This is a genomic window from Butyrivibrio sp. TB (assembly GCF_900110805.1).
Classification (GTDB): domain Bacteria; phylum Bacillota; class Clostridia; order Lachnospirales; family Lachnospiraceae; genus Butyrivibrio; species Butyrivibrio fibrisolvens_C.
Genome location: NZ_FOER01000013.1, coordinates 102283 through 128182 on the forward strand (window position 1 = coordinate 102283; position 25900 = coordinate 128182).

The following is a 25900-nucleotide window of genomic DNA, read 5'->3' on the forward strand; positions in this document are numbered from 1 at the left end:
TCAATTTCGTAGAATCGATAAGTTTCTTTTCATCTAAAGATAGTGGATATCCTATAAGCCTATAATCCTGTATATCATTTCAAGATCAAGACTCTGCCTTAATACATCTGCCAGTCTGTCAAGTTCTCTGTCCTGCGTTACAGATAGTTCTTCTACGACAGGGATATCTCTATCTATTCCATTTTTTTCATATAATAGCTTTATTAGCTTTTGTGTAAATGAAGGCGTATCAAAGATTCCGTGGATGTAGGTTCCAAGTACATTTTTGCGGGTTATAACGCAGTCTTCGTGATCAGTACTATCATCCAAAATGCTGCTTCCCATATGAATCTCATATCCTGATATGGGAGTATCTGAGACAGGCTCATAGAATCCGCTTAACTTAGGCGTTATAGCACTTACCTGTCTTAGGTTCTTGTAACTTGTAAATTCTGTTTCTATAGGAAGAAGTCCAAGTCCCTTGACTACTCCGCCGCCTTCTACGCCGCTTGTATCTGCTATGCTCTTTCCAAGCATCTGAAATCCGCCGCAGATACCGATGATAGGAACTTCCTTACAGGAAAGCTCCTGTATTTTATCAGACAAGCCTTTTTTTCTAAGCCATTCAAGGTCTTCTATAGTATTCTTGGTCCCTGGTATTATGACAAGATCTGCTTTATCAAGGCTATCCGGATCATCTATATAATAAAGATCTACTCCGTCAATATTTTCAAATATGGTAAAATCCGTGTAATTACTGATATAGGGAAGTCTTATTACTGCTATGATAAGATTCCTTGTATTATCATCTCTGTCAGTAATACTTTTGTTTATAACGCGGCTATATGTATTTATCACTAAGTTTTTATTTTTGAACTTATTATTTACAGTAAGTCTTTGGGAGACTGAGTCTTCTTCATCAAGCGACAGCTTCGTATAAGGAACAATTCCTGCAAAAGGGATGTCGCAATATTTCTTGAACATTGAAAGCCCGGGTTCTAATAAAGTTACATCTCCCCTGAACTTATTAATGATAAGTCCCTTGACTCTATTTCTTTCTTCCGGTGACATAAGGCTGACTGTTCCAAGGAGCTGGGCAAATACTCCGCCGGGATCTATGTCTCCTGCAAGAAGTACGGGTGCATCAAGTATCTGAGCAAGTCCCATATTGACTATATCATTGTCTCTTAGATTGATCTCTACAGGGCTCCCTGCTCCTTCTATCACTATGATATCGGCATCCTTAGACAACCTGTCATATGCAGCCTGTATATCAGGAATAAGACTTTTTTTATTTTTAAAATAGTCTCTTGCTTTCATATTGCCAAGGGGAAGTCCGTTCACGATTATCTGAGACGTAGTATCTCCCATGGGTTTTATAAGGATAGGATTCATATCTGATGATGGGTCAAGTCCACAAGCCTGTGCCTGAAGAGCCTGCGCCCGCCCTATCTCCCTTCCTTCTTTTGTCACATACGAATTAAGAGCCATATTCTGCGACTTAAAGGGGGCAACCTTATATCCATCCTGTTTCAAAACTCTAAGTATTCCTGCTGTCAATATGCTCTTGCCTACTCCGGACATAGTGCCCTGGATCATCAAATTCTTGGCCAACGTGTCACTCCTGTATTTTTATAGTTCAAGTTTTGTTGCTACGATATCATTTCAGCATATAGAAAAAATCTGTTTCTTCTTTTTGGTCCATGATAATTGCGTATAAATCTTCAATAATCGTTCCTGTCTTGTCAGAGCTTTGATATATTGACTTATATGTACACCAGACATCACCTGTACTCACTGCTTTAAAGTCCGCAAATGTGGCATCTGTCTTTATAAGCTCTTCAAGTGAAGACGGCGCATCTTCGATCGCCTGATTATATATAAGAATATCTGCATCAAGTGCGTATTCATAGAAAGCCTCTATGCTTATGGTCATCTGTGATGTACTATTCATCTCAGATTCAGGACCAAGATATGTTCCACCTGCCATTTCAACCATTTTGGCAAAATAGTCTTCGCTGCTTCTTGTAACTATCTGATGATTAGAGTTTATAGAGAAGATAGCAACTTTTTTGCCATTAATATTATCAAGATCAAGGCTTTCTACGCTCTGAACCTGCTTATCAAAAAACAAACTTGCTTCATCTTCAAGTCCGGTCATGGTTCCATATACCTTGATCCATTCACATCTTCCAAGAGGATCTTCTTCATAGCTTGATCTGTCTATAAATACAGGTATCATAAGCTGTTCGAGTTTCTCCTGAACTTTGGGAACATGTAGTATCATGGTATTCTCAATTGCAAGATCTATATCCGACATCACAATCTGTTCATAGTCAGGAGCGCTGTACTTACCACCGTATACTATGCTTCCACTGTTCATCGCTTCTCTTGCGCTGTCTATATACCAGTCATCTGCTTCTATTCCTGACATTGTTATAGCACTGACTGCTCCTATGGAGTCAAAATGACACATAGCTCCCGATGCTGCAAGATATATACTGTCAAGTGGCATATATAGAGGGATTATCCGTTCCTGTGAATCTGAAGATCCCATGCTAATGTCTGCAGATATATCATCAGGAATATCTTTCCCCTCAGGTATAAGAAGGTAATGCCTTCCATCATCTATACTTATGACAAGATACCCGTCTTCATATCTATGGATCTTAAAGCAGGTGGCATAAGCATTCTTATCTGTTTCTATATAGGTCAGTCCTTCTATATTAGGAGGATCCATGGAAGTCTTTATGATCTGACTATCACTATCTGTACCATCTGCGCTCTCACTATATGAATCCATAGTTTCATCAGAAACGCTGTCATCAAGGGTTATGAGAAGGGTATATTCAATAAGATGAGGGGTACTCATGGCAGTAGTATCTGCCTGAACCTTCATCTCTTTGCCCAAAGACACAGGTATATCGAATTCAGAGTTACCCTCCTTATTAACAGGATAATATGTATCGCCATCCACTATCATATAGTCATAGTTTGGGCTACTCCATACAAGGTGTGCCGTCGCTTGTCCATCTGTGACAGTAACCTTGCAAGGGCTTTCTATATACGCTTTCCCGCTTCCGCCTGTCATTACAACAGATGCGGTGTATTCCCCATCGGAAATCCCACCGCATCCAACCAGACATAGGGAAAAGATGATCAGAAACAACCATTTTGTTATTTCAAATAAATGCTTTAGTTTTTTTCCCATAAAGTTTTATTATTTTATAACTGCACCTGTGTGCTCAACATAGATATCTTCAACTTCCTTGATGCCGCCAAGTCCAAGGATCTGGCAGCTTACTTCTTCAAAGCTTCCATCTGCTTCAAAGCCGCTCTTCCATGAATCCTCTTCATCGCCTGCCATGTCATTGTTAGCATGATCACCTGCTACGACCATAAGAGGGCGAAGAACTACTTTAGTATAACCTGCAGCTTTAACAGCTTCGATTATGTTTGAAAGCTCTGTTTCTTCAGGCTCACCTTCTACAGTTCCGATGAATACGTTGTCATAGCCAAGTTCATCCATCTGAGTCTGCATCTGGCTGTATGTAACCTTAGCTGTATGTGATGTTCCGTGTCCCATGAATACGAAAGCAACTCCATCTTCCTTAGCTTCGTCAAGGTCTGCATATCCTGCCTCTTTTACAGCTTCAGCTGTTATAGCCTTGGCTACAGCTTCCTTGTCTTCATTGATAACTGTTGCATCATCACCAACTTCTCCAAGAAGGGGCTGTGCTACAGCTACTGATTCGAATTTATCTTCATACTGGGCGAGAGTTTCAACAAGCTCGTCATACTCAGCGCCGTGCATCAGGTGTGTAGGCTGAACTATCAGATTCTTAACATTATTATCTACTGCTCTTTGGAGTGCCTGGTCTACATTGTCGATCTTCTCACCATCTCTTGCATAGATATGGTTGATGATGATCTGAGCTGTAAATGCTCTTCTTACTGAGTAGTCAGGATATGCCTCCTGAAGAGCCTTCTCAATTCCGCCTATATCCTTGACTCTGCTATCATTGAAGGATGTACCAAAGCTAACTACAAGGATCTCGTTATCTCCTATATCATCGCCGTTGAGCGGATCGTCCTTGGAAGCATCTCCTGTATCTCTTCCGAAGTAATCAGGATCAGCATACTCGCCTTCTACAAGCTCTTTCTGAGTATCTGTAAGAGCGTCCCAGGCTTCTTTGGCTTTCTCGCAGTTTTCATATGTATCATCTGTATATTCCTGAACATAGATAGAATCTATAAGATCAGCCACCTTATCTGCTGCCATTTGATCTTCATCTCCTTCGTAAGGTACCGGATCAGATACTGTTACCTGATGGTCATACCATACTTCCTTAGTTCCTATAAGTGCAAGTGCAAAGCTCTCATCAAGGTATGGTACAGGAACATCAAAACCGTTAACTTCTTCTGTAGTTCCATCTGCATATGTTACAGTATCTATTGTAGGCTCGAGAAGCTCTGCACCCTCTTTCTGAGCATCCTCAGCGCTTCCAGGGAATAGATTTACTATATTCTTGGATGGAAGTGTGATATGGATAGTCATCTCGCCGTCTTCTACGGTAAGGATTCCTTTATTATCATATGCTTCATTAACATGGAACATGGTGCTGTCTGTAGTAAATGTAGCCTGATATGTTCCGTCTTCCAAAACGCCTTCTTTTTCATCAGCATCTGCCGCAGCTGTTTCTGCCTGAGTAGCATCAGCATTTTCATCTGCCTGTGCAGTGTTTTCTACAGATGCTTCATTAGAAGCAGTTTCATCTTGTCCTGAACTATTCTGTCCGCAGGCAACAGCTGTAAATGACATCGCTGCAGTCAGAAGTACTGCCAGAAATTTTTTCTTCATAATATTTCCTCCTAGATAAAAAAATAAAGCCTTCACCAAGAAGCGAAGACTTTTTTGCACACAAGATTAAAGCAAATGTCAAAATAGCATTTACCATAAAGCTTCGTACAGTCAATTCCTCGTGACTTGGTTACCCTTGTACGACGACAGGCAGGTCTCCCGGCTGATTGCATGGTCTCTTTCGCCTTCCCGGTTATCCAGTGGCATATTGAAAGAGACTTGGATGCTATGCAGTCCTATACGCAGGTTCATCAATATAAGATCAACTTGCAAGAACGCATATATTCCAGACAAAACACGGTGACGAGATCGTGCGGGATTTGCACCCGCTTCCCTTTTCACTTACGCAGTAGCAAGTATAGCTACCCGTAAACACCTTCCGTCTCATTAAATTTTCATGGATATAATAACATAAGTAATAGATAAGGGCAAAGATTCTTATCATCAGTTATTTTACTAAAACTTCACATAATGCCTTACTATCTCCATCTGAACCTGCTTTGGGTATAGCAGAACCGGATAGGTATTGCCTTTTTGACTGACTTTCTCAGTAGTAACTATACCTTTAGAAAGGCCTTCATCAGTCTGAGCCATCATAAATCTTCCGCCTATATTTTTCTCTGCGATATAACCCATTTCTGTAAGGAATTTCGTTATATCTGTACCGAATATATTCTTGGCATTGTCTGCTGTTGATATCCTGTTAAGCTCATCTTTGATCTCAGATACAAGGCACAGGTCTTTGGACTCATATTTATCTTCATCTTCAGGATTTAGATAAAAGGGGACTTTATGCCCCTTTGGAGCTGTTGAACCTTTTGAACCTTTGGCCTTAGTTTTAGCAGGTGCTGGTGCTGCATCCTTAGTATTATCTGCAGCTTCGTCCTGGCTATCTGTTATAGCGGTTACTACTCCCTCATGTTCATCTAAATATGAACTTATAGCGTTTATGAATCTCTGACCATACTTGTCATATTTCATCTCGCCTACACCTGATACATTTAGCATTGATGCCCTGTCAAGAGGAGTCTTGGCGCTCATATCGATGAGAGTCTTATCACTAAAGACGATATATGGCGGCATGCCTTCTTCTCTGGCAATCTGAGTTCTAAGTGCTTTAAGTATATCAAAAAGATCGTAACCAGCTTTGGTAAGACTATCTGTTTTCTTCTTGATCTGTCTTATTTTATTACTATCAGGTTCCTTAGCCTGCGTGGTCCTGACTATGACACGGGTAGCCGGATCTTTTAACGGGGTTATGTCACCCAACTGGATCACACTGTATTTGTCAGCAGTCTGGCACAGATACCCGTCCAGGATAAGCTGATTTATAAGAATCCTAAGATCAGCTTCTGACCTGTCTTTAAGTGTGCCATAAGTTCTGTAATTCACGATGCCAAGTTCTTTGAGTCTTGCTCTGTTAGCACCAAGAAGTGTCCCTAATATGATATTAAGGCCGTACCTTCCTCTTGTCTCGAATACGCAGTTTATTACTTTTTTGGCATCTTCTGTTCTGTCTTCTTCAATAAAATGTTTATGGCAGTTACCACAATTATCACAGGGCTCTGTATTTTTTTCTCCAAAATATTCAAGTATATAATTCCTAAGGCATCCTGTCGTCTTACAATACCCCTCCATGACATTGAGCCTTCTCATATCTCTTTCCTTGATAAGAATAACGTCTTCACTCGGTATATCTGTAAAGTCTTTATGTTCTAACAGGAATTTGTTAATGATTATATCTTTTGGAGAAAAAAGAAGTATACACCTTGAAGACTCGCCGTCTCTGCCGGCACGACCAGCCTCCTGATAGTAGTTCTCCATGCTCTGGGGCATATTGTAATGAATGACGAATCTTACGTTGGATTTGTCGATACCCATTCCGAATGCGTTGGTTGCTATGATCACGGGGCATCTGTCATAGATAAAATCATCCTGGCTTTCTTTTCTGCTTTGATTAGTCATCCCTGCATGATATCTTGCCACCGGCACTCCTTCTTTTGACAGTAGTTCATACAAAGTATCTACGCTATTTCTGGTCGCGCAGTATATTATGCCGCTTTCATCAGGATGTTTTTTGATATAGTCAAGGACATAATCATCTTTTTGCTTAGTAATCTCAACATCAAAGTATAGATTCTCTCTGTCAAAGCCTGTGATAACTATCTTAGGATCCTGAAGCTTTAATATGCAGGAGATGTCTTCCTTGACTTCCATTGTAGCAGTAGCCGTGAACGCACTTACAACAGGTCTTTTGGGAAGGCGATCTATGAAATTCACTATCCCAAGATAGCTGGGTCTAAAATCCTGCCCCCACTGGGATATACAGTGAGCTTCATCCACAGTGACCATTGATATCTTTGTCTTACTGGCGAACTCGATAAAATCACTGCTCTCAAGTCGTTCCGGTGCTACGTACAGTATTTTATAAGCGCCTTCACTTGCTCTTGAATATACAAGTTGAATCTGCCTGTCTGTAAGTGACGAGTTGATGAATCCCGCATGGATTCCTGCATCATTAAGTGACTTGACCTGATCCTGCATTAGGGATATGAGGGGTGAGATTACAATCGTTATCCCCGGCATGATAAGTGCAGGAACCTGATAACAGATAGACTTACCGGCACCTGTAGGCATGATTGCCAGTACATCCCGGCCTGACAATATAGCTTCTATTATCTCATCCTGACCCTTTTTAAATGAGTCATATCCAAAATATGTTTTTAATACTTCTTTTGCATCCATAGTTTTTATCTTAAAATCCTTTTTTGGTTCCTGAGAAACATGTGATATTGTCCTCATCCTTTAGTTCTTGTAATCAATCATGATATTAAAGATAGTCATATCAGGGAGAATTGTGAATACCAGTTCATTACCATCAACATCATATACAACATCCTGATAACAGCAATGATCCAAGTAGTATTTCAGCTATTACTTTTTTCATACCAAATAATTCTCCTTCAATTACACTCCAATTATAATACAACAAGTTCTATTGTATGTGCGAGTAAATATCTCAAAATGCCCCCAGGGACAAAGACAAGATTTTTGCGTATTTCAGCAACTGTAAATGACATGTCAGCACCTCCATAAAAATGTCTTATAATCAAGGCGCGGCAACATTTTTGGGCTGACTTGTCAAGCATTTTTCGCAGAAAAATGTAAAAAAAATCAGAGGGTATTTCACCTCTGATTTCGGGAAAATATTTAATTTTAAATGTTAGGTGGAGATAGTGAACTCTTATCTAAATGACATTGTCTCTGTCCCTGGGGTGTCATTTTGAGAGGCTTGAAAGAAACTGCTTAGTTCGTTCTTTCTTAGGGTTATCGATGAGGTCTCTTGCAGGGCCTTGTTCTAATATGATGCCATCGTCCATGAAGATAGCTGTATCTGCCACATCTCTGGCAAATGCCATCTCGTGGGTTACGATTATCATGGTCGTCTTCTTGTCTGCAAGGCCTCTTATAACTTTAAGGACTTCGCCTGTAAGTTCAGGGTCAAGTGCTGATGTAGGCTCATCAAAGCACAGTATGTCAGGCTTTAGAGCAAGAGCTCTTGCTATGGCAACTCTTTGCTGCTGCCCGCCAGATAGCTGATGTGGATAATTGCTCATCCTATCTGAGAGTCCCATCTGGTCAAGAAGCTCTTTACCATGTTCTATGATGGCATCTTTGTCTGCTGTATCAGCGCCAAGTAGCGGCGCCAATGTTACATTTTCCAGTGCTGTATACTGCGGGAAAAGATTGAACTGCTGGAAAACAAGTCCGAAGTGAAGTCTCATCTTCCTAAGCTCTTTGGGATCTGTAACAGGATTTCTTCCGTCGAATATAATCTTACCATTTACTGATATCGTACCTTCATCAGCTGTCTCAAGGAAGTTGAGGCATCTAAGAAGTGTTGTCTTGCCACTTCCTGAAGATCCTATTATAGATATAGTCTGGCCTTTTTCAAGTTCAAAATCTATTCCCTTTAAGACCTGTGTGTTTTCAAATTTCTTTTTTAAATCTTTAACTTCTAAAATTGGCATATATTTTTCCTATAATGATGATATTAGGCTGGTATACTGACTCATTCATATTTGATCAAATATGTACGAGTCAGCACACCAGTTCCAAAAGTCCCTTTTGAAACTAACGACTGTTTATTTGAAATATCCCAGTTTTTTCTCAATATATCCAAACAGCCATGTAAGGAGTCCGCTAAATGCAAGGTAGAACGCTCCTGTATAAAATAGCGGCCAGATTATTCCACTACTTTTGATAAAGGCCTGACCATTCCAGATGATCTCGTACACTGCTATGACTCTGGCAAGCGAAGTATCCTTGACAAGAGTTATTATCTCATTGGAGATAGGCGGAACTATACGCTTAATAAGCTGAAGAAGGATGATCTTATTAAATATCTGCCTTTTAGTAAGTCCCAAAACCATTCCGGCTTCGTACTGACCATAAGGTATAGACTGGATCCCACCTCTGTAGATCTCTGAAAAATAGCATGCATAGTTGATAACAAAAGCTACAAGAGCTGCTATAAATCTTCCGTCTGTACTACTTCCCCAGATGTTGATACCCATAAATATACCAGGCCCATAGTAGATGATAAGGAGCTGCAGCATAAGAGGTGTCCCTCTTATCACCCAGATAAGGAAGCGGATCGGGAGCCTTACAACTGAAACTTTGCTCATAGAACCAAAGCATATAAACAGGCCAAGTGGCAATGAAAAAAGAAGCGTTAAGGCAAATAATTTAATTGTCCCAAGAAATCCCTCAAGAAGGGATAATGTTACTGTTAAAAACATCCCTTACTCCTTATTGTGCTATGATCGCTTCCTGAACGCCGTACTGCTTGGCAACTGTCTCCATAGAGCCATCAGCATAATAAGTCTTGAGCTGTTCATTAATATATGAAGCAAGGTCAGAGCCTTTACGGCATCCGATACCATATTCTTCTGTTGTAAGTTCTACTGTGTATGTCAGATTCTCATAGCTTGTTCCTTCTCCTACCATAGCTCCTGCCATAAGAAGGTCTATGATGCAGGCATCGGATGTGCCGGCTGCAACTTCCATAACAGCATCAGCCTGTGATGTAAGGGAAGTATATTCAAAACCATTATCAATAGCAGCCTGCTCTCCGGCTGATCCTGACTCTACGGCAAAGCTAAAGCCTGATACATCATCCAGTGTCTTGCACTGATCAGCTTTGTCTTTAGATACAACAACTACCTGAGCATTATTAAGATAAGCATTGGTACACTCCATAGCATTTGTAACTTCGTTTGTAAGAGTCATTCCATTCCATACAACATCTATGGACTTATTCTCAAGCTCTAATATCTTGTTATCCCAGTCTATCTCAACGAACTGAACCTCTACTCCAAGAGACTGTGCAACCTTAGTTGCCATATCAGCATCAAAGCCAATCCAGTTACCGTTGTCATCCTTATAATCCATAGGTGCAAAATCAGTTATTCCGACAATGAGTGTACCCTTGTCTTTGATATACTCTACATCACTCACAATATCTTCTGAGCTGACATTACCGGTATTATCATTACCTGAACTATTAGAACCCGCACAAGCGCTCATGCAAGTGGCCATTGTCATTGCTGTGATAAGTGCTAAGATTTTCTTTTTCATAAATTTATATCCTCCGATTGATTTCTTTGATCGTACACTTTCATTAATTAGTTATTTACCACTGTACCATACTAAATCAAATGTGTAAAGAGCTTTCTATTACCTACGCCTACATACAAAAAGACGGGAATCTCTTCCCGCCTGTAAATTTCAACTAATTATTTATTCTAACTTCGCACTTTTCCTTAATACACCATCACAATCAGTACTTGTACCATGCTGTATAGATATATTCCGGATTCTCATAGTTTTCATCGGTCTCGAACAAGAATATATAGCCGCCATGATGCGCTATTATATAGTATGTATATACAGCTGTTCCGTCTTCATATACAGTCTCAGGATACTTCAGATACAATCTGTCACCCTTAATGTACTCAACATTACTTCCAAGAGCCATGAATCTGTACCCATTGCTGTTATTGTCATCTATGCTGTATTCTCTACTGTTATCAGGCTCCTGAATGATACTTAATGTTCCGTCAAGTCCGTCAGTTGACTGCTTATATGTATACTCTTCTGCATAAAAAGCTTCCATTGCATCATAGAAAGTATCACTGCCATCATTAATTATTTTCTCACTGTCATCATCATACTGGAATTCCAAAGAAGCAAGTTGGGCTCCATATTCGATCTTTGTTGGTATATCGAATATATCCTTCATGAGCTTCTCATATTCTTCCATAGTTATTGATTCGCCTTTAAAGGTAAAATCACTATCGCTGTCATACATGTCATATTCTGCATCCCAGTACTCAGCTGACAAGTCAAATGACTCGACTGCTTCGCCGCTTCCGTCATAAAGATCAAATCTGTATATCTTGCGTCCCCCATGAGATGTATCCCTATGAATGATATATATACTATCTTCATACTCTATATAGCTGAGTTCTCCGGCAGTTCCCTCACCCTGAGCCAGTACATAGACTTGTCCGTCCCTGGCATCAAGATACATTCCACCATATGGTCCATTTAATATAAGTTCATCTTCGCCGTCATTATCAAGATCAACTTTCTCATCGCTAACGCTGTAGCTATCCCACTCTTCGGGATCCTGAGGAAGGTCTTTGAACCATATCTGACTTTCAGTACCTTCATAAATGCATGTAGCACTGATATCTCCATTTATAAATTCTTCATACAGCTCCTCTGATCCCTTGGTCTGTTCAGATTCGTCTGTGCTTGCAGTTGCAGCGCTGTTACTATCTTCTGAGATTTCCTCATTTGCCGTATCTACTACGGAAATTTCCTGTGTGCTTGAATCATTGACGCTTTCTGACTTTGATCCAATATCAGGAGAGCTGCATCCGGTAATACCTACTGCTAATACAACTCCTATGCTTTTTGTAATAATTTTTTTATTTAATAATCTCGTCATACAACACCTCTTCAAAAAATTATACTTAGAGCTAAAGTATAACATAAATATCGGCGTTCGGCTTCCATGCCTCACTTTTCTCCGATATTTATTATAATGACATCCTGTCATGCACATAAATATCGCCGTTCGGCTCCCATGCCTCACTTCTTTCCGATATTTATTATCTATAGCAGATGCCACCGTCTGCAAATATGTGTTAAAATAATAATCAGATTGATGCTTTTGTGTTAATTATTTCTTTAGGGGATTCAGTTGTTTATACACCTTTCGCATTTTTTTCATGTAATAGATATACCTGTTGACATAATTATTAATAGTGCAGATTTCTCTTACTGACACCGCAATATCCTAAAGGGATTTACAGAGGTAGGCAGCTTTGGGCTGACAGAATATAAATCCTCTAAGTACAACACAATGTCAGCCAGAGAAGTTTGAACTGATTACATCTGTGTGGGGGAGCATTTATGAATGGCATCTCAATTCTTCTCAAGTGGCCAAGCGGCAAAAAATTTGACATTCCGGCATACCAAAAATCTCTGAAACTCGTCTGCGATATCCCGCAGATTACTGATGTTATTGATAATCTTGAAGATGATACCCATCCTGACAATGATCTTCTTATCATTGATCCGGATATTATTCTTGAGCCTTCAAATCTTCTAAGACTTCAAAACATTTTATATTCATCGTATTTCATAGGAGCAGTTCAGCCTCAGACAAGCTACGTAATGAGGTCTCTTGAATGTGAACCCACTAATAAGCTGTTCGCAGAGTGCGCTGAATACGCAGGTTTTCTTGGGATATCAGAAGGAGACTGTCTGACAGATGTTCGCTTTTTCCATGATTACTGTGTTCTTGTTAGAGGATCTCTTCGCAAGAAGCTCTTCGGAACAGCAACAGGTGTATGCACCAAACTCCAGTCCGGTCTATATCAGGGGGCAGATCTTGCCCTCTCTATCCAGCGTTTTGGCTACACCTGTGTCACCAGCAAGAACTGTTTTTTCTTCAGAGAAAAAAGCAGCTTTGCCAAGAGTTCTGATTCACTGACTAAGCTAAGACATGATGAATGCCTATTCAGAAAGCTGGGACGTAAGATAAAAAGTGAGCGCCTTACAGTTGCTATACCTACCTGCAACCACGCCTTCTACCTTGAACGAATTCTTAATCATCTAAGTATTCAGACATGTTCTGATTTTGATATTGTTATACAAGATGATAATTCGAACACCTCAATGGCTGATGTCATCGAACGCTATGATATTGGGTTCAGACGTCGTATTTCTTTGTATAGGAATCCATTTAATATAGGTATGGATTCCAACTATGGTCTTGCACTTTCCAATGTAACTACAAATCTTGTGTGGATAGTATCTGATGAAGACATGATCAAAAAGGATGCTGTAGAGTCCATATATAAAGCGGCATTCTCTTTTCCTGACAGTGGCATATTATACTTTCCTGTCAATATCAATTATCAGAACTTAAAGCTTCTTCCAATGCAGACTTTCGGTTCACTAAAGCATTTCATAAGATTTTTTAATACAATGCAAAGTGAAAGAGATGAGCAGATCGGGGATAGCCTTATGTATCTGTCCGATAAGGTATTCAGGATTCCGGTGCTGCTTAATCGCATGAATAGTTTCTATAAGTATACATACTCAGAGATACCTACAACATCGCTTCTTCTCAAAGGGCTTGATAGCGGTATTCCATGCTCACTTATACCTAAGAATCTTATAGCTGAAAGCGATATGCTAAAAAGAGATTTAGATCTATACGATATAATTAATAGAATGCGTATTATAAATGAGCTTGATATGAATATTACTTCCAAACAACGCTCAGACCTTTTTGCAATGCTATATCCACATTATCAGAAAGCTATGCGACAGTATATGACTTCTGATTACAATCCTGATGATCACTACCTTGAGACCATCTTCATAACGATCTACAGATATATCCTTCCGGAGACAAGTAAACAGATAGTCAATAACGTCATAGATATGTGCTCAACCAAAGACGGATTCAAGAAGTACATGAAGGACTTATTGCATTAATTTAAACTTCCCACTTGAACAAGCCGGCATCCCCAAAAGTCTTTACAGGGGGTAGGCAGTATATAAATCATCGCCACACTTTTTAATCGTTTTATAAAATTCATGAGCATGATATCTGGAGCTTTATATTCCGCATGGGGTCTGCATGTCCGAGCAAAGCGAGTTTCAGACCCCGGAATATGAAGCTTCAGATATCATGCCATGAATTATAAAACGATTAACAGTGTGGCAATGATTTATATACTGCCTATCCCCTGTAAAGACTTTTGGGGATGCCGGCTTGTTCGAGTGGGAAGTTTTACACATTAGCCAAGAATAGCTTCTGCAAAGCCAATATCTTCCGGAGTTGTGATCTTGATATTGTTATATGAGCCTTCTACAAGCTTGACCTTTATATCGGAGAATGTTTCTACGACCATGGCATCATCTGTAATGCTTATGCCTTTTTCTTTGATCTCTTCCTTACGAAGTTCCAGCTGATCATAAAGGCTTAGGATAAGTTTATAATCAAATGTCTGGGGTGTCTGAACCATCCATAACAGCTTTCTGTCCGGAGTATCTGCTGCAAATCCCTTACTGTCAGAAATTTTGATGGTATCCTTGACCGGCATTCCTACGACGCAGGCTCTATGCTCTATAGCTGCGTCAACAGATCTTCGCATTATATCTTCTGTAACAAATGGTCTTGCACCGTCATGTATCATCACATAGTCAGTATCGTTTGATACACCATGAAGCCCAAGCCTTACAGAATCATAGCGTTCTTTGCCGCCTTCTACGATTCTTTTTACTTTGGTAAAACCATATTTATCTACGATCTCAGTCTTGCAATAATCTATATCTCCTGGAGATACCACAAGGACTATTTCGTCTGTGAAGCTATCTTCAAATGCCTTTAAAGCGTAGTAAATAAGAGGCCTTTTGTTTATCTCCATATACTGCTTCTTGATATCACTATGCATCCTTGAGCCGCTTCCTGCTGCAAGGACTATCGCTGCTGTTTTAATATTCTCTGCCATTATCTGATACTGCCTTTTTCTTATTTTTGGGAGCTTCGTCCATGGAATCTTCTCTCCCTGTCTCCAAGGGGAAGATTAGGTACTGCATTTAGTGAAAGGTCAGCCCTTTCACCTTTCATATATTCATAGTATCCTGCTGCACCTATCATGGCAGCATTATCTGTACACAGAACAGGTGAAGGTCTGTAGAACTTTATATTATTGTCCTTGCAGGCTTTTTCAAGGCTCTGTCTTAGTCCTGTATTAGAAGCAACACCTCCGGCAATAGCCAGTTTATCATAGCCGTACTGTTTGACAGCTCTTATAGCGTGCTCTGTAAGTACATCTACTACAGCTTTCTGGAAAGAAGCTGCAAGATCATTTTTGTTAAAGTCTTCTCCCTGCATTCTTTTGATATTGATATAGTTAAGAACAGCGGATTTAAGACCGCTAAAGCTAAAGTCATACTCTGCATCAGCTATCTTGGCTGTAGGAAAAGATATGGCGTTCTCATCACCATCTCTTGCTGCCTTATCTATCTTAGGTCCTCCCGGATATCCAAGTCCTATTGCTCTTGCTACCTTGTCAAAAGCTTCTCCGGCTGCATCATCTCTTGTCTGACCTATTATGTCATATACTCCGTAGTCCTTGACTACAACAAGATGTGAATGTCCTCCGGATACCACAAGGCACACAAATGGAGGTTCCAAGTCTTTATTTTCAATATAGTTAGCACTTATATGCCCTTCGATATGATGGACTCCTATAAGCGGAATGCCCGTTGCAAAGCTAAGGGCCTTAGCTTCTGATACACCTACAAGAAGTGCACCTACAAGTCCCGGGCCATATGTAACTGCAATGGCATCTATATCTTCTAGTGTAAGATCAGCCTGACTAAGAGCTTCTCTTACGCAATAATTTATTTTCTCTACATGCTTTCTAGATGCTATCTCCGGAACAACACCGCCATATACTGTATGAAGAGCAATCTGAGAAGAGATAATGTTAGACAGAACTTCTCTTCCGTCTCTTACTACTGCAGCAGCAGTTTCGTCACAGCTGCTTTCGATGGCAAGTATAGTCACGTGATCTTTTTCACTATCTGTGTTTTTATCTTTACTATCTGTCTGTGAGAGATTTGAACCCTCCTCACTTTTTATTGACATCATTATGACGCCGTCATCTTCTGTTTTCTTATCAATGATCATTACATCTATTTCCTTTTTCACTTTTGGGAATATATGATTCAATCTCCCTCTACTATATCCCAGCCATATATCTTCCACCTGCCATCAGCATCTAAAGTAAGGACAAACTGATATGTCAGGATCTGTCGTTCACTAGTACCTCTCATAGAGAACATGCAATTACCCGAAGCACAGTAGTCATTACCGACATATTTGTATTTAAAGTCATAATCTTCATCAACAACATATGCCGCTACCACAACTCCTGCATCCTTTTTGGATAGAACTTCCTGCTTAAGCTGCGCTTCAACATCTGTCTGATTGGCAAGAAGATCATCATCATACAGGTATGCTCTTTGATAGCTCATCTTCTTAAATTCCGAATCGCTGTAGCTCTCATTATAGAGCGCTGTTGTTATATATGCAAAATATTCAACAACATCTCCGGGTTCCTTTGGATAATCACTTTCAAGATTCCTGTTACATATAGCTGTTACAGGGTCTGTCGATTCATCCTCCAGTGTTATCTCCCATCCTAGAACCTTCCAGTTCTTGCCTGATTCATTATCTTTTCTCATAGTAAAAAGATAATTGTAGGTATCTGCTACGCTGTCTTTCCTCATAACAAAACGGCAATTGACCTTGGCATACTGATAAGGATCTCCATCTATTGTATATATATCATTACTTGCATCGAAGTTATCAATAAAATAGTTAGATATGGTTATCCCTTGATCTTTCTTAGACTTAACTTCAGCCTTCATGGAAGCAAGATAACTATCCATAGACCCCTGCGCTTCCTGAAGCTCTGAATCCATAAGTTCATATCTTTTGGTGCAGAGTTTCTCAAGTTCTTTGTCGCTGTATTCCTCGTTATACAAAGCCCTAGTGATCCTGGCAAATAAAGTCACAACCCCGTCCACTGTGCCCGGATAGGAATTATCCAGATTCATAGTAGCCAGAGTCTGAACTTCGCTTTGCTTTCCGACTTTCTCTTCTGGCACAGTAGTAAGGACTGATGTAAATCTGGTGAGTATAGCCCATGCAACTGCAGCTCCCAACAGGAGCATTATAAGTCCCTGAACAAAACGATTGTTCCAAAAGCCATTACCTTTTTTTGCCATATCGAACCTCATACTGCGAGCAAAACAAGTAGCAAGCGACATGTTACTTCGAAGCTCGCATCACTAATTATTCTTCAGGAAAAACAAGTGTTACCATTCTTCCATCTTTGGCAGCAACAGTATTTTTGAATATCTTCTTTGTATCATTTAAATAATCTTTCGGATTATTAAGCGAAGGACTGTAGTGTGTCAGCCACATTTCTTTAACTCCGGCTTTCCTTGCCATATCAGCCGCTTCATAGAAGGTCATATGCTTCTTGTCTCTGGCCTTTTGAATCTTATCAGGCTCACCATACATTCCTTCGCATATGAACAGATCCGCATCCTTGGCATGACTTACTATGCTGTCGGTAGGTCTTGAATCTGTAACATAGGTAAAATGAATACCTGTACGGGCATTACCAAGTACCATATCAGGAGTAAAACTCCTTCCATCTTCAAGGACTATATTTTCACCATTTTGAAGTCTGCTCCAATACTGCCTTGGAATCTCAAGAGCAGTGGCATTATCAACATTAAAGCGGCCCTTACGGGACAGCTTAAAATCATATCCATAACATATGACATTATGATTGACCTTGAATGCAGTGATCTCAAAATCAGGCATACCTTCTAAAGTCAGCTTCTCTTCAGGTCCTGTCAGCTCATGAAATACAATAGGAAAAGGAAGCTCAGGAGCTATAACACGCAAACTGTTAACTACTTTCTCAAGTCCTTTGGGTCCCACCATATGAAGAGGCTCTTTACGTTCTGCATTGCCCATTGTAAGGAGCATTCCGGGAAGACCCGAAATATGATCTGCATGATAATGGGTGAAACATATCATGCTTATAGGATTGGGACTCCATCCTGCTTTTCTTAAAGCTATCTGTGTTCCTTCTCCGCAGTCTACAAGTATACTGTATCCGTTATAACGTACCATAAGGGACGTCAGATATCTGTATGGAAGAGGCATCATTCCGCCGGTTCCAAGTAGGCATAAATCTATCATAACTATTTCCTTATTAAATCTGTGCTTATTAATCTCATTCTGACTGAGTATTTCTCAGCCAGTAAATCTCTGCATCGTCTTTGGGATTATCATAAAATCCCGGGCGTTTTCCATCTGACTTAAAACCAAGCTTCTCATAAAGCTTTCTTGCAGCAACATTGGAAGAACGCACTTCCATAGTATAATTTACTATTCCGATTCCGCGTCCTCTTTCAAGGAGCTGGCGCATCATCTTGTATCCTACGCCCTCCCCGCGCATATTCTTATCCACTGAGACATTGGTAATCTCTCCGTCTCCCTGGATATTCTGAACTCCGCACAGACCTATTATCTGACCCTGCTTCTCAGCAACAAGATATATAGTATCATCTCTTGTACTTGCAGTAAGAAGCTGTTCCAAAGTCCATGCTTCATTTCCAAGATTCTCTTTTTCTAAAGCTGCTGCCCTGTCTATATCTTCAGCTTTTAACAGTCTTATGAATACTCTTTCTTTGACTTTGGGGATCTTCATTCCAAAAGCATTGGCATCAGAATCAGGCTTAGCAGATCCTGCGCCACTATCCGGAGAGTTTCCAGTATTATCTTCGGTTTTCTTTTCAAGACTTGTCCTCTCTGCCTGAGATACTCTTAAATATTCCGGAGCAAAAGAGTCTGCATCTACTGTTCTACCTTCTCTCATATACTGAGCTGCTGCCTGACATAAAGATGCTGCATTCTGTCTATCCTGTGATACAGATGCTACACTGAAAGGAACTTTAAGCTTTTGTTCAAGACTGTCAAGATATACAGGTACTCCATCACCAAGTATTGTTACAGGTTTTCCCTGAGCATTCAGAAAATCTGCGATTTCATCTATAGAAGCACACTTTTGATCCAGGATTGTCTTCATAGAATAAGTATATAAAGATGTGTCTTCTCTTTTCTCAGGAACAAAAGTATAAACGCCTGTATAAACCTGTGATCTTCTAGCATCCATCATAGGGCATATAAGGCGCTCGACACCGTACAGGTTATATGCCATGGCATCTAATGTAGGAACTGCTATAAGAGGAACATTAAGCGCAAGACACAGTCCCTTTGCTGTAGCTGTTCCTATTCTAAGTCCTGTAAATGAACCAGGGCCAGCTGCCAAAGCTATGGCATCTATTGTCTTAAGATCAAGGCTTGTCAGTTCCTTGATCTTCTCAAGCATAGGCATGAGAATCTGTGAATGTGTGGTTTTATATTGTATTGAGAATACAGAGACAAGGCGGTCATCCTCACACAGAGCAACCGTTGCTGTAAGTCCCGATGTATCTATTGCTAAAATCTTCAATGCAAAATCCTTTCATATGATTTAAAACAAGTATCAAAAATACATTTTGGCACTTTGGCCATGTTTAACAGTTGACATAGATCAGATCTGGGTCATGCTTATAAGTCTGTAATCAAGCCCCTTTGACAGATCCTTTTCTATGCGTATTTCGGTATAATGTTCAGGAAGTATCTCTTCTACAAGATTAGCCCATTCGACAAGACTTATCCCGTTCCCATAGAAGCAGTCTTCATAGCCTATCTCATCCATTTCAGAGACATCACCAATCCTGTATACATCAAAATGATAAAAGGGAATCCTTCCATCTTCGTAAACCTGTAGTATAGTGAATGTCGGGCTGTTAACAGGTCCCTCTATGCCAAGGCCTTTGGCTACTCCCTGTGTAAAAACTGTCTTACCTACTCCAAGATCACCGATCAATGTATACACTTGACCAGGCTGGGCATTTTCTCCTATTCTTTTCCCAAACTCAAATGTTTCCTCAGAAGAATGGGTCTCTATTGTTGTTGTATTCATACACACCTTCTATTTTGGGCATTTAATAATACATAGATTCTTTTTCTCAGATAAAAGAATCTATGGTTTATTTTTTTGCAATTATATCTTCTTTTATTGTAGTTTTCTTTAGCTTTTTAAGTCAAGTTGAGTTAATATGTATCTATGGGCAAAAGATTACATACTATCGATTCAATAAGGGGCATTACCCTCATAAGTATGATACTGTACCACCTTTGCTGGGATCTTGTATATATTGCAGGAATCCGGCTTGATTTTTATATGTCTTATAAAGGTTTTTTGTGGCAGCAAAGCATATGCTGGTCATTTATCCTTATATCCGGTTTTTGCGTAGCTATATCCAACCATCCTATCAAAAGAGGACTTATCGTATCCTTGTGCGGCCTTGTCATTACAGCTGCAACTTATATCGTCGTCCCTGAGGATATAGTAATATTTGGAGTATTAACCTTACATGGAAGTGCCATGATAATATCAGGCCTTCTGCTTCCTGTCCTCGAAAAGATACATCCCGGTGTTTTGCTGATATTCTCGGCATTTTGTTTTACCATAACAAAAAGCATCTCTTACGGTTATATCGGTTTCCCGGGTGCTAATGTTATAAAGCTTCCAGAAGAATATTATGCCAATTATCTGACTGCTTTTTTAGGTTTTCCCTTCAAAGGCTTTTATTCAACCGACTATTTCGCTATCATTCCATGGATTTTTTTGTTTTGGTGCGGATTTGCTTTATGCCGTCTTTTAAAAAGGCCTAAAAAAGGAACGCTCCTTCTAAAGCGTCCCTTTTATATTCGTATCCCAGGTATTTCATTTATTGGAAAACACTCGCTTATAATATATATGCTGCACCAGCCGGTATTGTACGCACTGGTAATGCTGTTCGTGCCTGGGGCTGCATGATGCATTTCTATGTCCCTTTACAGGATGTAATGAGGACATGTCCAGAAATGCATGGATGCATTTCTATGTCCCTTATTCATAAATAAAACAATCAAATGAGATCTTGGTCTCATCGCATACTCTTGCAAAGATGTTAACGCTACGGTTCATAACATGTGTGATCTTGTCATCATCAGCTGTTACAATAAGGCCCTTAAGATCTTCTGTAAACTCAGCTTCTCCAAAGCCTGTGATCTTCTTCATCTCTTCCATAGCCTTGTCAGCCTGCTCCTGTGTAACTGCCTTTGATAAATTATATTTTCTTTTCATATAAAAACCTCTTTTCTTTCTTAATTTTAATCGGGATATAGTGTATTAGGATTTTCCTAAAACATACGCTTTTATTCGCTACAAAATTATAAACGTTTTGATCAAATATCTCAAGTCAAAAAGCTCTCATTACCACTTTCCCATCTCTCACCTATTCTTTTACTGTTATGCATATTTCTTTTCACATCATACATACGCTCATCTGCAAGAAGATATACATCATTAGGATCAACTACTATATCGGTATCGCCTATCGCTTTTACCATTTTTTCATGTTCTGACCTATATGCATAGCCTGCTGCAACACTTCTTCTGTAAGCGCCATTTTGGACATTGAGCGCATTCAGTTTTTCTGTAAGGTTGTAAATATATCCTTCCGTATCTTTAATATCAGTGTTTTCAAGTACTACTACGAATTCATCACCACCTATTCTCGCCATAAAAGTATCCATAGGAAAACTCTCTTCCATGACCCTTGCAAATTCCCTGATATAAGAGTCTCCAAATGCATGTCCCAGACGGTCATTAACATCTTTAAGTCCGTTTAGATCCAGAGAGATAATGCAATAGTCAGATTCTGTGGTAGAGAGTTCTTTCATACGTTTAGTCCACATAGATCTGTTGGGAACATTGGTAAGGCCATCTGCATATGCAAGACGTGAAAGCGACTCATTCTCCTGCCTTTGGGCATACATCTCCGTTATGTACAAAAAGTAATTAAGAAGATATATATAGATATACATCATTATGCCCATAGTAAGTATATTATCAACAACAAAACTGCGCTTGAATATCTGGGTCACATATTGGATACGGAACATCATATGAACCATTATGGATATACCAAAGATCAATAATCCAAGTTCCTGGGACATGACTGACTTTGGCATTTCATGCTTTCTGGAATCATCTATAATAATCTTAACTACGATGATAAAAGCAATAAAGCTTATAATATAATAAGCCGTAAGAGTCATATTCATATGAACCACTCCAACAAAGTGGAATATTATAAAAAGAACTGATATGGCATCAAGTACTGAGACGGCTACTGTATAATATATATTTCTAAAGTGATTTCCTATAGTTCCAAAAATAATTGAACATAAAGGAACCATCAGGAACAAAGCCACATGTTCCATAGTTGTAAGATAGGTAGGATCAACTATAAGCTGCGCTATCCCCAGATAACAAGTAAGCCAGATTCCCAAATCCAAGAAAAGGATTGAAGAAAACAACTGGCTCAGTATATTGGGAACAGCTGAGCAAAACAACAGTGTTATAAAAACAAAGCATATTCCAAATACTAAAAGAAAAAATGAACACGCCATAGAAAACAGTCTGGCTCTTATATAGTTTTGCTGGATATCATGGTAAGAGCCAATTAGTGGCTCTTCAAAAACAGAATAAGCTCCTTCTTCTGAAATAAAAAGTTTTATCTTAAGTCTGCCTCCTTCAAGCTGACTTGGGATATTAATAAAATGATATCCAACTCCAATATACTTGTGCTCTTCAAAACGATCTAACCATTTTGAATATAAACGTCCTCTATCTCCTAGCACTTCTACCCCACTATACTGTGATTTTAATAAAACTGTAGGCAAAATGCAGGATTCTATATCCGGAACCTCACAAGACATGGTTACAACGTCCCTTGTATGTAGGCTTTTTAATATACTCGATACTTCTTCTATTGATGCATTATCAATATGAACCTTAGCTGTATCAACAGACCATGGTCCTTTCAGTTCTTGTATCTGCCCTTCTGCTTTAAAAGGCAGTATATATGAGATACTTATTATGACAAGTATAAAAGTAATAATACTTATTGATATGAAAAAAATTCTTCTCTTCATAAGCTTTCCCTTTCCTTATGATGAATTTTCTTCATCTCATACATTTTTTTATCTGCTTCCATATAAACATTTCTTGGATTTTTATTTCTGCCATTTTTACATATCGCATAACCATATGAGAAAGACAGCTCGAATTCTGTCTGTTTGCTATTACATCTGTCAACTTCCTCAACAAGTCTGTTCATAGCACTGCGGCATAAGGATTCGGAACCTTTTTTGTATATAGCTATAAACTCATCTCCGCCCATCCTGCCAAGAAGATCAGCATCATTTAACGCTTCCTTAAGAGCATCTGAGAATACCTTGAGAAGTTTATCCCCCATCTGATGGCCCATGGTATCATTGACGGCTTTAAGTTTATCAACATCAATACTGATTATAGAAAAGCCTTCCCGGTTCTTTTTTCCAAGAGAAGCAATTTCAAGTTCGCATCTAGCTCTGTTACTTAAACCTGTCAGATCATCCGTGTATGCAAGGCCCTTTAGATGCTTTGCACTATTCTCAACGCTGATATGCTCTATAGAAAGGAAGAAATAATTAAGGAGTATAGACAGCACAAAGCATAATGACCCTATTATGAAAAAGTTAATATTACTATGTCTTTCAAAATTAGTGCCAAAATCTCTTCGTATAATATAAAGGGATATATCTACAATAACGCAGATAAGGAATATGATTACACCAATCAGAAATACCAGCGAGGATATAGTACTCTTACTCTTAACGACTCCAAGTACTATATCTTCCTCATCATCCTTCTTTTTATTTATGCTGACTATGCTCATAATAAGTCTTACTATAAAAAGAACAGCCTCAGATATTCCAACAAAATGAAGAATCGACAGATAATTACAGATATGATTTATGTTGAGAAGATGCATTGTAACTGTATAAGCAATTATAAGTACATCAAGTACTGCAACAAGATAAAATACCCAGTTCCTAAAATATGAATTGGATGCTATCAAAAAGACAATAATAGATAACGGAATGCAAAATAGAGCTATATATTCAATAAATGTATAGAATTCATCAGCATCTGCTATGAACAGATACAGATCATTAAACGAAAGTATATATGTTCCTATGTCAAAAGATATGTTGGCAGCAAAAATAAGGGTAATATTGCCATTATGATACACAAACAGATACAAAGATGTAATAAACATTGCAAGCCCAAATATGCACAAAAACGTACCTATGAGTAATGGAAGTCTTTTACTTTCAAGAATTGTTCTGTACGTTTCTTCTACATTGCCAAAATAAATTGGGGCAAATCCGGAAAATGAATATACTTCATTGGGCATAAGTACGATCGTAACTTCTTTTCCCGGATAATTATCAGGAAGAGGAACCACATTATAGTGCTTAGGACACATGTGTCCCTTCTCCAAGATGTCTTTGGCATAGGTATATATAAGTTCTCCGTCCAAATATACTTCTACGCTGCAATAATATGTCCTAAAGATAAGCGCTCCTGAAGGAATCCGCTTAGAAGGCAGCGTGCAGTTCATAGTAACAGGCTTATAATTACCTGCTATTCCTATATCGGCTTTGGTCAAAGCTATATTCTTAAAAGAAGCTCCGGTATTCTCATTGATCACATCCCAGCCATCAATTAATTCCTGAACTCCATACTGATTTTTGGTATTAAAAAAAGGGCTGTCAAAAGCTACTAACAGCATGATAATTAAGAACATAAGAATTGGTATAAGCCAAAGCCTTTTAAGGCTAAATTCGTAATTGTCCATTAATGCTCCTGCTATTTCTTCCTTTCTGTATTTATCGTCATTATATGATTAAATTATAACTATCTATGTACTATATTTATTGGCTGTATGATATGATATATGTAACAATACTTCGTTTGAGAGGAGACGTATATGCACGTATTCCAGCCAATCAGTATAGAAGATGTCATGCAGGGACCATTTACATTTAAAAAAGATAATATGATGCTCATATCCGCAGGTGCAAACGGCAGAGAAAATGCTACTACTGCCTCCTGGGGTAGTATTGGATTCCTATGGGACAGACATATAGCAACTGTATATCTTCGTGAGGAAAGGTATACAAGAGAACTCATAGAAGCATCCGAATACTTTGCACTGAGTTTCCTTGACCTTAAAGATTATAAACGAGAAGTCAAATTTATGGGAATGGTCTCCGGCAGAAATGAAGACAAAATAAAAGGCGCGCGTCTTAATATAAATCACGATGAAGATACACAAGTTCCTTTTATTGACGAAGCTTCTAATGTCATCATATGCAGAAAGCTCCTTAGCCAGAAACTCGAGCCGGATTCTATATGCGATAAATCACTTATTGATGAACAGTACCAAAAAGGCGGGTACCACACCATGTTCATAGGTGAAATAGAGAAGATAATGATACGATAAGAATAAGTTTTAGTTAATATAGATGATAAAAGGCACCTGCATTTCGTTATATAAGGTAATAATTTTATAATCAAACTATGTATAAAGGTACTATATTATCAAGATATAGTACCTTTTTTATATACACATATTGAATAGTATATGGTATTATAAATAATATGTTAATCAATCTATATGGATGGATAAGAGATGAATTATGTAAAGGTATACACAAAGACATACAGAGATAATTCAGCAAGATACATAGAGCTGCCATCTCTTTTGATAGAGCAAGATGGAGAGACACAGATATTTGGACAGCTACTGCGCTATCAGATCAAGTATAGCCATAAGAGCAGGACTTGGCATAACAAGCTCATACAGGCTGTTGGGTTGTTATTTGAT

20 protein-coding genes, 1 pseudogene and 1 riboswitch are annotated in these 25900 nt (G+C 39.0%); of the genes and pseudogenes, 4 read left to right on the top strand and 17 right to left on the bottom strand.

Going from position 1 to position 25900, the window contains the following annotated elements; translation table 11 throughout:
- Positions 1 to 51: 51 nt before the first annotated feature.
- The 8 genes from BMX21_RS10335 to BMX21_RS10370 all read right to left on the bottom strand — a co-directional run bounded on the left by BMX21_RS10335 (position 52) and on the right by BMX21_RS10370 (position 11858).
- Positions 52 to 1593: a cobyric acid synthase gene (locus BMX21_RS10335; protein WP_092044000.1), complete on the bottom strand. Its 1542-nt coding sequence runs from the start codon at positions 1591 to 1593 to the stop codon at positions 52 to 54.
- Between the two features lie 46 nt (positions 1594 to 1639).
- On the bottom strand, positions 1640 to 3190 hold the full coding sequence (locus BMX21_RS10340) for an ABC transporter substrate-binding protein (protein WP_143057241.1): 1551 nt from the start codon (positions 3188 to 3190) through the stop codon (positions 1640 to 1642).
- 9 nt (positions 3191 to 3199) lie between these two features.
- Positions 3200 to 4840, bottom strand: coding sequence for a sirohydrochlorin cobaltochelatase (locus tag BMX21_RS10345; RefSeq protein WP_242830956.1), 1641 nt, complete (start codon positions 4838 to 4840; stop codon positions 3200 to 3202).
- A 132-nt stretch (positions 4841 to 4972) separates the two neighbouring features.
- Positions 4973 to 5235: riboswitch (cobalamin riboswitch) on the bottom strand.
- 61 nt (positions 5236 to 5296) lie between these two features.
- Positions 5297 to 7585 carry a DNA helicase RecQ gene (recQ, locus tag BMX21_RS10350; RefSeq protein ID WP_092044037.1) on the bottom strand — a complete coding sequence of 763 codons (2289 nt, stop codon included), beginning with the start codon at positions 7583 to 7585 and terminating at the stop codon, positions 5297 to 5299.
- 533 nt (positions 7586 to 8118) lie between these two features.
- Positions 8119 to 8871 carry an amino acid ABC transporter ATP-binding protein gene (locus BMX21_RS10355; RefSeq protein WP_027207151.1) on the bottom strand — a complete coding sequence of 251 codons (753 nt, stop codon included), beginning with the start codon at positions 8869 to 8871 and terminating at the stop codon, positions 8119 to 8121.
- 114 nt (positions 8872 to 8985) lie between these two features.
- Positions 8986 to 9642 (bottom strand): amino acid ABC transporter permease, encoded by a 657-nt coding sequence (locus BMX21_RS10360; protein WP_022754190.1) that lies wholly within the window; start codon positions 9640 to 9642, stop codon positions 8986 to 8988.
- Positions 9643 to 9652: 10 nt separating this feature from the next.
- A complete protein-coding gene (locus BMX21_RS10365; protein ID WP_092044007.1) occupies positions 9653 to 10480 on the bottom strand; it encodes a transporter substrate-binding domain-containing protein in 828 nt (275 codons plus the stop codon).
- A gap of 202 nt (positions 10481 to 10682) precedes the next feature.
- Positions 10683 to 11858, bottom strand: coding sequence for a hypothetical protein (locus BMX21_RS10370; RefSeq protein WP_092044010.1), 1176 nt, complete (start codon positions 11856 to 11858; stop codon positions 10683 to 10685).
- A 467-nt stretch (positions 11859 to 12325) separates the two neighbouring features.
- Between BMX21_RS10370 and BMX21_RS10375 the strand changes: the two genes are divergently transcribed.
- Positions 12326 to 13921 carry a glycosyltransferase family A protein gene (locus BMX21_RS10375; RefSeq protein ID WP_092044013.1) on the top strand — a complete coding sequence of 532 codons (1596 nt, stop codon included), beginning with the start codon at positions 12326 to 12328 and terminating at the stop codon, positions 13919 to 13921.
- Positions 13922 to 14226: 305 nt separating this feature from the next.
- Here the strand turns inward: BMX21_RS10375 and ispD are convergent, their stop codons facing one another.
- From ispD to tsaE, 6 genes are all read right to left on the bottom strand, one after another.
- Positions 14227 to 14940, bottom strand: a complete 714-nt coding sequence (gene ispD / locus BMX21_RS10380; protein ID WP_092044016.1) for a 2-C-methyl-D-erythritol 4-phosphate cytidylyltransferase — start codon at positions 14938 to 14940, stop codon at positions 14227 to 14229.
- A 20-nt stretch (positions 14941 to 14960) separates the two neighbouring features.
- Positions 14961 to 16127, bottom strand: coding sequence for a tRNA (adenosine(37)-N6)-threonylcarbamoyltransferase complex transferase subunit TsaD (tsaD, locus tag BMX21_RS10385; protein ID WP_080651689.1), 1167 nt, complete (start codon positions 16125 to 16127; stop codon positions 14961 to 14963).
- A gap of 38 nt (positions 16128 to 16165) precedes the next feature.
- A complete protein-coding gene (locus BMX21_RS10390) occupies positions 16166 to 17230 on the bottom strand; it encodes a DUF6715 family protein (RefSeq protein ID WP_027215184.1) in 1065 nt (354 codons plus the stop codon).
- A 67-nt stretch (positions 17231 to 17297) separates the two neighbouring features.
- Entirely contained in the window at positions 17298 to 18221 is a 924-nt protein-coding gene (locus tag BMX21_RS10395; RefSeq protein ID WP_027203192.1) for a ribonuclease Z, read from the bottom strand.
- A gap of 34 nt (positions 18222 to 18255) precedes the next feature.
- Entirely contained in the window at positions 18256 to 19536 is a 1281-nt protein-coding gene (tsaB, locus tag BMX21_RS10400; protein WP_092044019.1) for a tRNA (adenosine(37)-N6)-threonylcarbamoyltransferase complex dimerization subunit type 1 TsaB, read from the bottom strand.
- Between the two features lie 81 nt (positions 19537 to 19617).
- On the bottom strand, positions 19618 to 20052 hold the full coding sequence (gene tsaE / locus BMX21_RS10405; RefSeq protein ID WP_022754181.1) for a tRNA (adenosine(37)-N6)-threonylcarbamoyltransferase complex ATPase subunit type 1 TsaE: 435 nt from the start codon (positions 20050 to 20052) through the stop codon (positions 19618 to 19620).
- Positions 20053 to 20196: 144 nt separating this feature from the next.
- Between tsaE and BMX21_RS10410 the strand changes: the two genes are divergently transcribed.
- A complete protein-coding gene (locus BMX21_RS10410) occupies positions 20197 to 20952 on the top strand; it encodes a heparan-alpha-glucosaminide N-acetyltransferase (RefSeq protein WP_092044021.1) in 756 nt (251 codons plus the stop codon).
- A 72-nt stretch (positions 20953 to 21024) separates the two neighbouring features.
- On the opposite strand, the gene BMX21_RS10415 is transcribed toward BMX21_RS10410, so the two are convergent.
- The 3 genes from BMX21_RS10415 to BMX21_RS10425 form a co-directional block, all read right to left on the bottom strand.
- Positions 21025 to 21261, bottom strand: a complete 237-nt coding sequence (locus BMX21_RS10415) for a hypothetical protein (protein ID WP_027203195.1) — start codon at positions 21259 to 21261, stop codon at positions 21025 to 21027.
- A 110-nt stretch (positions 21262 to 21371) separates the two neighbouring features.
- Positions 21372 to 23117, bottom strand: a complete 1746-nt coding sequence (locus tag BMX21_RS10420) for a sensor domain-containing diguanylate cyclase (protein WP_092044023.1) — start codon at positions 23115 to 23117, stop codon at positions 21372 to 21374.
- Positions 23114 to 24868, bottom strand: a complete 1755-nt coding sequence (locus tag BMX21_RS10425; protein WP_092044025.1) for a GGDEF domain-containing protein — start codon at positions 24866 to 24868, stop codon at positions 23114 to 23116. The genes BMX21_RS10420 and BMX21_RS10425 overlap by 4 nt, the downstream gene beginning before the upstream one ends.
- A 132-nt stretch (positions 24869 to 25000) precedes the next feature.
- On the opposite strand from BMX21_RS10425, the gene BMX21_RS10430 reads away from it, so the two are divergent.
- Both BMX21_RS10430 and BMX21_RS10435 read left to right on the top strand, forming a co-directional pair.
- Positions 25001 to 25516, top strand: a complete 516-nt coding sequence (locus tag BMX21_RS10430; protein ID WP_022754176.1) for a flavin reductase family protein — start codon at positions 25001 to 25003, stop codon at positions 25514 to 25516.
- A 189-nt stretch (positions 25517 to 25705) separates the two neighbouring features.
- Positions 25706 to 25900 (top strand): annotated as a pseudogene (locus BMX21_RS10435) (gamma-mobile-trio recombinase GmtY); the annotation flags it as partial.